1 protein-coding gene is annotated in these 447 nt (G+C 61.1%); it reads left to right on the forward strand.

Annotated features, from left to right (window positions below):
* Positions 1-447, forward strand: a 447-nt coding sequence (locus tag AACY49_RS31060; protein WP_339528152.1) for an immunoglobulin-like domain-containing protein, incomplete at both ends; no start/stop codon positions are given.

Raw genomic sequence — 447 nt, forward strand, 5'->3', positions numbered from 1 at the left:
TCGTTGCGCCAAACGACGCTTTGTCGGGCGGCGGTTCGCTGAGCGTAAAAATCGACGATGCCAAGGGCGGCAACTACGAGAAGCTGGAAGTCGACGGCAAGTCAGCCGACACCTCGATCACCGACACAGCGGACACCACCCATCTCAGCCTGAGCGCCACCAACTCGGTGGCCGAAGGTGGCCAGATCACCTACACCGCGACCCTGACCACCGCGGCTGGCACACCGGTCTCGGTGACGTTGAGCAACGGCTCCGTGATCACCATCGATGCCGGTAAAACCACCGGCACCGTGACCGTCCCGGCACCATCCGATGACGTCTACAAAGACGCCGGCACCGTCGAAGCGACGATCAAAGGCGCGACCGGTGGCAATTTCGAGAATCTGGTCACCAGCGATACACCCGCTGTCACCACTGTTAACGACACCATCGATACCAGCACCGTTT

Source organism: Pseudomonas sp. EL_65y_Pfl2_R96, assembly GCF_963970905.1.
Classification (GTDB): domain Bacteria; phylum Pseudomonadota; class Gammaproteobacteria; order Pseudomonadales; family Pseudomonadaceae; genus Aquipseudomonas.